13 protein-coding genes are annotated in these 9,483 nt (G+C 51.2%); 1 reads left to right on the plus strand and 12 read right to left on the minus strand.

Annotated features, from left to right (window positions below; genetic code table 11):
- Positions 1-97: 97 nt before the first annotated feature.
- A complete protein-coding gene (gene ltrA, locus H6F80_RS00505; RefSeq protein ID WP_190789664.1) occupies positions 98-1,762 on the minus strand; it encodes a group II intron reverse transcriptase/maturase in 1,665 nt (554 codons plus the stop codon).
- A gap of 1,193 nt (positions 1,763-2,955) precedes the next feature.
- Here ltrA and H6F80_RS00510 point away from each other — a divergent pair.
- Positions 2,956-3,255, plus strand: coding sequence for a hypothetical protein (locus H6F80_RS00510; RefSeq protein WP_190789665.1), 300 nt, complete (start codon positions 2,956-2,958; stop codon positions 3,253-3,255).
- Positions 3,256-3,345: 90 nt separating this feature from the next.
- Here H6F80_RS00510 and H6F80_RS00515 read toward each other — a convergent pair whose 3' ends face one another.
- From H6F80_RS00515 to rpsQ, 11 genes are all read right to left on the minus strand, one after another.
- Positions 3,346-3,900, minus strand: coding sequence for an adenylate kinase (locus H6F80_RS00515; RefSeq protein WP_190789666.1), 555 nt, complete (start codon positions 3,898-3,900; stop codon positions 3,346-3,348).
- Entirely contained in the window at positions 3,900-5,210 is a 1,311-nt protein-coding gene (gene secY / locus H6F80_RS00520) for a preprotein translocase subunit SecY (protein WP_190789667.1), read from the minus strand. The genes H6F80_RS00515 and secY overlap by 1 nt, the downstream gene beginning before the upstream one ends.
- Positions 5,211-5,380: 170 nt before the next feature.
- Entirely contained in the window at positions 5,381-5,827 is a 447-nt protein-coding gene (gene rplO / locus H6F80_RS00525) for a 50S ribosomal protein L15 (RefSeq protein ID WP_190789668.1), read from the minus strand.
- Positions 5,828-5,917: 90 nt separating this feature from the next.
- Positions 5,918-6,442, minus strand: coding sequence for a 30S ribosomal protein S5 (gene rpsE / locus H6F80_RS00530; RefSeq protein WP_190789669.1), 525 nt, complete (start codon positions 6,440-6,442; stop codon positions 5,918-5,920).
- Between the two features lie 51 nt (positions 6,443-6,493).
- Positions 6,494-6,856 (minus strand): 50S ribosomal protein L18, encoded by a 363-nt coding sequence (rplR, locus tag H6F80_RS00535; RefSeq protein WP_190789670.1) that lies wholly within the window; start codon positions 6,854-6,856, stop codon positions 6,494-6,496.
- Positions 6,856-7,395, minus strand: coding sequence for a 50S ribosomal protein L6 (rplF, locus tag H6F80_RS00540; protein WP_190789671.1), 540 nt, complete (start codon positions 7,393-7,395; stop codon positions 6,856-6,858). Before rplF ends, rplR begins: the two co-directional genes overlap by 1 nt.
- A 44-nt stretch (positions 7,396-7,439) precedes the next feature.
- Positions 7,440-7,841: a 30S ribosomal protein S8 gene (gene rpsH, locus H6F80_RS00545; RefSeq protein WP_190789672.1), complete on the minus strand. Its 402-nt coding sequence runs from the start codon at positions 7,839-7,841 to the stop codon at positions 7,440-7,442.
- 23 nt (positions 7,842-7,864) lie between these two features.
- Entirely contained in the window at positions 7,865-8,410 is a 546-nt protein-coding gene (rplE, locus tag H6F80_RS00550; protein ID WP_190789673.1) for a 50S ribosomal protein L5, read from the minus strand.
- Positions 8,411-8,471: 61 nt separating this feature from the next.
- Positions 8,472-8,813 carry a 50S ribosomal protein L24 gene (gene rplX, locus H6F80_RS00555; RefSeq protein WP_242067089.1) on the minus strand — a complete coding sequence of 114 codons (342 nt, stop codon included), beginning with the start codon at positions 8,811-8,813 and terminating at the stop codon, positions 8,472-8,474.
- Positions 8,813-9,178, minus strand: coding sequence for a 50S ribosomal protein L14 (gene rplN, locus H6F80_RS00560; protein WP_190789674.1), 366 nt, complete (start codon positions 9,176-9,178; stop codon positions 8,813-8,815). Before rplN ends, rplX begins: the two co-directional genes overlap by 1 nt.
- Positions 9,179-9,237: 59 nt before the next feature.
- Positions 9,238-9,483 (minus strand): 30S ribosomal protein S17 (gene rpsQ, locus H6F80_RS00565; RefSeq protein ID WP_199296284.1); only part of this gene is annotated, 246 nt, incomplete at its 5' end.

Raw genomic sequence — 9,483 nt, forward strand, 5'->3', positions numbered from 1 at the left:
GTCGGGTAAAAGAGAAGGTTTTAGATATGTCCTTCTCCCTCCCCTCAGAACCGTGCATACAACTTTCACTGTACACGGCTCAAGCAATCTCTATTGCTCACCGATGTAGCTGTAAATGACAGACCAGGTGAACTGCCATTAGGTTGGAGGTGTGGTTGGTTCCTCCTTGTTGGCGTGGGACTTTGTGATGAATCTGGATCTCTTCCCCATTGAATAAGGATTGTCCACAATTCGGACACCGCGCTTGCTGATGCTGGATGACCCGTTGTACCGCTTTCGGATAGTCACCGCTTTGCTCCGACCGTTTTGCCCGCTGCTCAAAATAATTCCTGAAGTCAGGATTATCTGGGCTAGCATCGCCCTGAATCAGGATATGCCGTTGAATGCGAGTGTAACCGATGCGGTAGAGCACCATGCCTGTGTCTTTGTCCACAAAGCTCCATTGACTACCGGGATAGGCAGGATGATTTGCCCAGTATCGATGGTCACGCCAGGAGAAGGACTTGTTAGGATGGGTTTTGCTGATCCAACGTCTGAGCTTCCAGAAGATGTAAGATTCGAGCGTCTGGAAAGTTTTTGAACTAACCACCCCTCGGTAGTAGTTCGCCCAACCCCGGAGGAGGGGATTGAGCACTCTAATCAGACATTGAGCATTGCTGCCATGAAGCTGCTTGAAAATCTGACGCAATTTCTCTCGAAATCCCATCACACTCTTTTGAGCAGGCTTAATCAACAGTTTCCATCCCGTGGGGGTGTGACTCGCCGGATAATGACGGACATTAAAACCCAAAAAGTCGAATCCTTCCGATAGCTGGACTATCTGTGTCTTATCCTCAGATAGCGTTAATCCTCTCAAGCTGAGGAAGCTTTGAAGGTCGGCTTGGGCTTGCTCTGCTTCAGCTTTGGTGTCACAAAACACGACAAAATCGTCGGCATAGCGGACTATCACTCTCCTGACTGTCTTTTTGACGCAACCTTGAGCATATCGGGTAATTCCCAAGGCTGCTTCCATGCCGTGTAGCGCAATGTTTGCCAACAGCGGTGAGATGATTCCCCCCCTCGGGGTGCCAGACTCGGTGGAATGCAAAGCCCCGTATTCCATATATCCTGCTCTGAGCCAGCCAGCAATCAACCCGCGTGCGGGAAAATTGCCGACCTGTTGCAGCAGGCATTCATGGTTAATCTGGTCAAAACATCCCGCAATGTCTGCATCTAAAACCCATTTCTTGCGATTGGCTACATTCGCCGTGACATAGATTCGGGCAATCGCATCATGAGCACTCCGTCCAGGACGAAATCCATAACTCGTCGGCTCAAACTGAGCTTCCCAACAGGGTTCCAGTGCCGTCTTGACAATTGCCTGAAGGCAGCGGTCGATGACACTCGGTATTCCCAGAGGGCGACGTTTGCCATTGCCTTTAGGAATGTACACCCGCTTTGCTGGCAGTGGCTTCCAGGGCACTTGCTGCTTAAGCGCATCGGCTAGAATCGCTTTAGCAGGTCCGGTTTTCACCAGAAGTTTATCGATACCCGGCGTTCGCTTACCAGCATTGATCTGAGTTACTCTTCGTACTGCTAACAGGACGTTTGAGTAACTCTTGAGTAGCAATCTTTGCAGATTCCTGACTCGCCTCCAATCTCCATTTCGGGTTGCCTTGAAGATGCGTTGTCTCAAATTCCTCACGACGCGAAATGCTCTGCGCCAATTGACCCTTTGCCAATCAGTCGTGCGCTTGGTTACGTTTGCAAAGTTCGTTTGCACCTAACTTTTCCCACAGCGTTCGGTTTCGTCTCAACGTCACTTCTGGAGATCACCTGTCCCACGTCTGCACCCTTTCAGGTTAGGCATCTGCCTTATCCGTCGCGTTATGGTTTCCGCTGGTCTTTCGACTGACGGCTTTCGCTTCTTGGGACATCCTGTATCCGCTAGAGGGTTCCACCTCAGTTACCTTCGGCTTACCTGAACATGAAGGCATTTTCAGGACTCTATCGGAGTTTCCTCGTTTCGCACGGGGTGGAGATGTGATTGCTTTAGGACTCCTCTTTACTCCGGGAGCGAGGTGTTCACAGTTGATACTTAGACGCTATCAACCCTCATGTGCCCCAAAATGCTCGTGTCAGCCAATTTCAAGCATTTACATTAACGAAGCCTCTTCAAGGATTCATTCGCATTATCCTTAGCAACCTTGCCCTGATACAAATTTTGGCTCTTGTATCATTAGGCAATTAACCTCTTCTGCTGATGCTACCCTCCCATTACTGGTTGAATATTCTGAGGCGGACATCTGCCTGAACACTGGCAGGGAAAGACTTTTAGGAATCCTTCCAACTCCCCCGAACGACTTCGAGTCGCGCGTATAACTACTGATTGGGCTGAACTCGTTCGGGCTATCTACCCTATAGAGGCAATTAGGCTGAATGAATTCCGTCTAATCGCTCCAATTGAACATTAGCCCGACAAATTTTCCGCATAATCCCCTGATTCCAGGCATTAGCCCGAATCCTGAGAGCGTTTCTTCGGTCTGTTTTTGCCTTCCATTCCGCCTAAGATCCTAAAAACGGAATTAGCCCGAATCAAGGGTGGTTCGATGAAATTACAGCCTAGACCATAGCTGTTTCTGATAAATCACGATTACCCCGAAGGGGAAACTGCGTCGCATCGCCCCACCCCCTACTATTACTCGCACAAAAAAATTTTGGTGGCGTGAAGCAATGGCTCAATGCAACTTAACCGGAGAGCCATGCTTTACCTAGAGATGGACTGAGGGAGTGATTGTTCTCATCAGGAGATCGATCGCCGACTATGGGTGCTGCGAACACTCATAGCCAGCTAACCTCCCAGGCTGATGTGAGCAGTCTGAAGGCTAGGACGATTATACGTTCTGGTTGATTCAGTCATGTTTTAAAGTCTTGTTCCACTCTCTAGGGTTCTTTACCCTATGGAGATCTAAATACATGACTTACCCTCCCGAACCGTCTACGGCTTTCGGTAAACCTTTGCATGACCGTTTTGGGCGAGGCGATGCCAGCCCCCCTCCGGGGCGATCGCAGGTAAAGTTTATCCTGCTAGGCGATCCCGATGCGGTCGATCAGAGTGTGATTGACCTGGAGCGTTGCGGATTTTGCGATAGCTACGCCTGGACTCAACCGATTATTGTTCGTGCCAGTGCGTCACCCATTCAACCGCTTCCCGGTGAGCTGATGCGCCTATATCAACGCGGGTATCCTGTCACCGGATTGAGGATTCCCTTATAGGACGATCGCCACAAAATAAAGAAGGGCTGCGCCAACTCTTCTTCGAGACAACGCAGCCCAACTATATTTCAGCAAAGGAACTGAGTGAAATTAAGCGTTGATTAACTGCTCCAGGTGAGCCGTCACATCCTCGACCGACTGATCGCCGTTCACCGAAATCAACTGACTGCGGTTCTGGTAGAAGTCAATTAGCGGAGCGGTCTGCTTGCGATAAACATCCAGACGATGCTTCACCACCTCTTCGGTGTCGTCCTTCCGCCCCCTGTTCAGCAGGCGATCGATCAGAATTACATCAGGTACATCAAAATTCACCACGTAATCGTAGGACTGATGGATTTCCTGAAGCAGTTGATCGAGAGAGTTTGCCTGAGTCACCGTACGGGGAAAACCGTCGAGAATCCAGCCTGGAGTCACGTCATCTTCGTGGAGCCGCTCCCGTACCATATCAATAATGAGCTGGTCGGGAACCAGTTCGCCCTGATCCATATAGGACTGCGCTTTTTGCCCTAACTCCGTCTGCCGCGCCACTGCACTCCGCAAAATATCCCCAGTGGAGATGTGAGGAATGCCAAAGTGCTTGGCTAATACCTGTGCCTGCGTACCCTTACCTGCGCCAGGAGGTCCTAAAAAGATCAATCGAGCCACTATTGTTTCACCATCCCTTCATAGCGTTGGGAAATCACATAGGTCTGAATTTGCTTTGCGGTGTCGATCGCCACACCCACCAGAATCAGCAGCGACGTTGCGCCCAAACCCTGGAAGGTTCTGACCTGCGTTGCGCCTTCTACCGCAGTCGGAATAATTGCGACCAGACCCAGGAAGATTGCGCCCAGGAACGTTAGCCGATTCAGCACCTTTTCGATATAGTCGCTGGTTGCCTTACCAGGACGAATACCGGGAATGCTCGCGCCCATCTTCTTCAAGTTTTGGGACATTTCTACAGGGTTCACGATCAGCGAAGCGTAGAAATAGCTAAAGAAGAGAATCAGCACCAGATAAAGCAGAATATTCAGCCAGTGACCGGGGCTGAGGTAGCGAACCGCCTGAATCAAAACCTGGTTATTCGGGAAGAAGTTGACCAGCGAAGCAGGCAAAAACAGCACCATGTAAGAAAAGATGATCGGCATCACGCCGCCCTGATTAAGGCGAAGCGGCAAATAGCTGCTCTTTTCCAGATACATCCGGCGACCGACCTGACGACGCGCCGAAATAATCGGAATCCGACGAGTCCCTTCCTGCACAAACACAATCCCGACGATCATTGCCAGGAAAACCAGGAACAGGATAATCACGCCGCCCACCAAGCTCCGATCGCCGCTTTGAGCCAAGTCGATCGTCTGTCCGAGCGATCGAGGTAGGGTGGAAACAATACTGACGAAGATCAGCAGCGAAGCTCCATTGCCGATGCCACGCTCAGTAATCAGTTCACCAACCCACATAACAAACATTGAACCTGCGGTCAGTGCCAGCACCGTCTGGAAAATAAACAGCGGTCCTGGACTTGCCGCGTATTGGCTAAGCAGCAGCGAAATACCAATGCTCTGGAAAATTGCCCAACCCAAAGCAACATATCGGGTGATTTGAGAAATTTTGCGTCGTCCGGCTTCCCCTTCGTTCTTCTGAAGGTCTTCGAGGCTTGGAACGGCAGCAGTCAAAAGCTGAATAATAATGGAGGCATTAATATAGGGCAGAATTCCCAGCGCGAAAATGCCGACAGCGGAAATACCGCCCCCTGCCAGGACATCGAGAATGCCAATGAGGTTGCCTAGGCCACTTCCTTGAAGTCCCTGCTGAAACGCAACGCGATCGATTCCAGGGATCGGGATGTAAATGCCCAGGCGAATTAAAATGAGCATTCCAACGGTCACAAGCAACCGACTTCTCAGTCCGGCTGCTTGCGCCATTTGGGCAAAAGTTTCTTGAGCGGTTGGAGTTTTATCTCGACTAACGACCATGTAGGAGTCCCTCTGCTGAATTTGGCAGGTACGCTGTACTGCTGATTAAAAGGTTGATGAAACCAGTAGAGCAGTGTAATTTGAGAGCTTCTCTCCTAGTGTAGATGTTCCGATCGCTCAAGAACAACACTGAAGGGATCAGCAACAAACATCCCAAATTGAAGAAGCTTTTAACCTACCACTTCACAAGTTCCGCCCGCCGCTTCGATTTTTTCGCGCGCCGATGCCGAGAAAGCAGCCCCCTGAACGGTTAGCGCAACCGATACATCACCATTGCCCAGAATCTTGAGCGGACCATCATCAGTCGTCACGATACCAGCCTCCATTAGCGAAGCCAGACTCACCTGGGAATTCGCACTCAGTTCTGCCAGATCGCCCACGTTGATGACCGTGTATTGCTTCACGTTCACTCGCTCGAAATGCTTCAGCTTCGGAATCCGGCGATAGAGGGGCATTTGTCCACCCTCAAATCCAGGACGAGTTGGGCGACCGGAGCGAGATTTTTGACCCCGCATCCCAAAGCCGCAGCTTGCGCCCTGTCCGGCAGCGATGCCTCGACCCACACGACGACGACGTTTTTGTGAGCCAGGTTGAGGAACAGCGTCTTGTAGTCTCATAGTGATACAGCCAATAAACGAGAGATGATCATGAAGAGATGATCATTAGATGATCATTAAAGCGATCGCGCCTTCAGATTAGGCGAACTACTAACCGTAGAGATTCTCAATTGGAACGCCCCGCTCTTCTGCCACATCCGAGAAGGTGCGAAGCGAAGACAGCGCGTTTGCTGCCGCTCTTGCATTGTTGAGCGGATTGCCAGAGCCAAGCTGCTTTGCCAGAATGTTCTTCACGCCAGCCAGCTCCAGTACGGTACGAACTGCGCCACCCGCGATTACCCCAGTACCAGGTGCTGCCGGACGCATCATTACTTTTGCACCGCCGCCTGCACCATTAACTGGGTGAGGAATCGAGTTTGCTTTGGTCAAAGGCACTTCAACTAAGTGCTTTTTGCCGTCCGCGACTCCTTTCTTCACTGCGCCGATCACATCACTGGCTTTGCCGACCCCGACCCCGACTTGCCCGCGTTCATTTCCGACCACGACGATCGCCCGGAAGCTGAGTTTCTTACCGCCCTTCACCACTTTGGTTACACGGCGAATTTGAACGACACGCTCCTGCCAATCGGTTTCCTTTTCCTTGTTGTTACGGTTATTCTTGCGACGATTCGCCATGATAATCCTTATCCTTCTAACAAGTTTCTTGTATTGAACTCAGAGCATGACCTAGAAATTCAGTCCGCCTTCCCGCGCTGCATCTGCCAGAGCTTTGACACGCCCGTGGTAGAGGTTGCCGCCGCGATCGAATACGACCTGATCGATCCCCTGTGCCTTTGCCCGTTCTGCAATCAACTGTCCGACTCTCACCGAGGCATCACAGTTGCGACCTGTTTCAACTTCCGATCGAACATCGGGTTCCAACGTGGAAGCTGCTACCAGGGTATGGTGTTGCGAATCGTCGATCACCTGGACATAGATGTGCTGATGCGATCGAAAGACAGCCAACCGGGGACGTTCCGTAGTGCCAAATACTTTGCGACGAACGCGACGATGGCGGCGTTTGATTGATTCTTTGCGAGTCAGTTTCATTACTTCTTACCTGCCTTTCCAGCCTTACGTCTGACGGCTTCACCTGCGTAGCGAATGCCTTTACCCTTATAGGGTTCCGGGGGACGAACCGCACGAATTTTGGCGGCGGTATTGCCCACGTCTTCTTTGTTAATTCCAGACACAATCACGTTGGTATTGTTTTCTACAGCAAGCTGAATGCCTTCGGGCGGTTCAATTTGCACCTGATGACTGTATCCCACGTTGAGGATCAGATTGCGTCCCTGCACCTGGGCACGATAGCCTACCCCTTGAATCTCCAGCCGCTTGCTGAATCCCTGCGACACCCCTTCGACCATGTTGGAAACCAGGGTGCGCGAGAGTCCATGACGCTGGCGGGCAGCGCGAGAGTCGCTTCGGCGTGCCACCGTAATTGTGCCGTCTTCCTGAGTCACTTCGACTTCAGCAGGCAGGACGCGAGCCAATTCGCCCTTCGGACCTTTGACCTTCACTTCCTGTCCGTCGATCGTCACATCAACCTTTGCCGGAAGCGTGATTGGGCGTTTACCAATTCGAGACATGACAGTTTCTCCTGATTAAAGTGAGTTGTAATCTAAAAACTGCCTTACCAGATGTAGCAAAGCACTTCACCGCCGAGTCCCTGACGACGCGCATCGCGATCGGTCATGATGCCGCTGGACGTTGAAATGATCGCAATGCCAATGCCGCCCAACACGCGAGGTAAATCCTTCCGGTTGGAGTAAACGCGCAGTCCAGGCTTACTGACCCGCTTCAGAGTGTTAATAATGGGACGACGGTTTTTGCCCTTGTATTTGAGGGAAAGCACCAGCATCCGCTTGATCCCTTCTTCCTGCTCTGTAAAGTCAGCAATAAATCCTTCCGAGCGCAGCACTTCAGCAATGCTTCGCGTCATTTTGGTCGATGGAACTTCTGTTGTTTGATGCCGCGCCATTGTCGCATTCCGAATGCGCGTCAGCATATCTGCAATGGTATCGTTAGCCGCCATAGCTTCCTCTTGATGAAATTGCCTCAGATATCCCGGAAGGGCATCCCCAGTTCCTTAAGTAAGGCACGACCCTCTTCATCGGTCGTCGCAGTCGTGGTGATAGAAATGTCCATCCCGCGAATCTGGTCGATGTTGTCGTACTCAATCTCAGGAAAAATAAGCTGTTCGCGCACGCCGAGCGTGTAGTTACCGCGACCGTCAAAACTTTTTGGACTGATGCCTCGGAAATCGCGAATTCTGGGTAACGCCAGATTGATCAGGCGATCGAGGAACGAGTACATCCGGTCGGAGCGCAGCGTCACCATCATGCCGACGGGCATTCCTTTGCGGATTTTGAAACCTGCGATCGCTTTTGTGGCGCGAGTCACAACTGGCTTTTGTCCGGTAATCCTCGCGATTTCGTTCAGCGATGCTTCCAGTGCCTTTGCGTTAGACGATGCTTCGCCTAAACCCCGGTTCACTGTCACTTTGACTAATTTAGGAACCTGATGAATGTTCGTGTATTTGAACTGTTCCATCAGCTTAGGCACTACTTCGTCTTGATAGCGTGCCTTGAATTTGTTTACCATGGGTCTCTCTCCATAAATTCCCTGGTCTTGGTCAGGGATATTTCTTGTAAAGAATCAAACACTAATCGATGATTTCCCCAGTCTTCTTCAGCATTCGCACCTTTTTGCCATCCGTGTTGACGGTGTAGCAGATGCGGCTTGCCACTTTTTGCTTGTTGGAATACAGCATCACGTTCGAGCTGTGGATCGGAGCTTCGATCGTTTGAATCTGCCCCGACTCACCCTCTTGCTGGGGTTTGATGTGCTTCGTCTTGACGTTAACGCCCTGCACGATCACCTGGCTGGTTTCGGGAAAAGCTTTCAGAATTTCACCTACTTTGCCTTTCTCTTTGCCAGAAATGATCTGGACGGTATCGCCTTTCTTGACGTGCATTTTGTAGCGAACCTTGGTTCCTTTCTTCATCACAGCACCTCTGGAGCCAGCGAAATAATCTTGGTGAAGTTCTTATCGCGCAATTCGCGGGCAACCGGACCAAACACACGGGTTCCTCTGGGGTTTCCTTCAGCGTTGATGATCACGGCGGCGTTATCATCAAACCGGATGCTCATGCCGCTATCGCGACGCAGACCCTTTCTGGTGCGTACGACGACTGCCCGTACCACGTCCGACTTTTTAACCGCCATATTCGGCAGCGCATCTTTCACCACGGCAATAATCACGTCACCTACGTTGGCGTAGCGACGGTTGCCGCCGAGAACGCGGATACACATCAGCTTTCTTGCGCCGCTGTTGTCCGCCACATTGAGATAGGTCTCTTGCTGAATCACAGTTCGTCTCCCTCTTAATCCTCAAATAAACAGGTTCAACTAATCACGTTCACCGTTAATTACGCGCTAGTCGTGCCACCGAGGATATCTACGACTGTCCAGCGTTTGGTGCGGCTCAGCGGGCGTGTCTCCTGAATACGAACGCGATCGCCCACTTTGCACTTATTTTCTTCGTCGTGTACCTTGAATCGCTTGGTGCGAACCATGATTTTTTTGTACTTCGGGTGGGGCGATCGGTTTTCTACCGCGACCACGACGGTCTTGTCCATTTTGTCGCTAACGACCAGACCAACTCTCTCTTTCAC

Origin of the sequence: Leptolyngbya sp. FACHB-711 (assembly GCF_014695615.1) — a bacterium.
Taxonomy (GTDB): Bacteria; Cyanobacteriota; Cyanobacteriia; order Elainellales; family Elainellaceae; genus Leptolyngbya_A.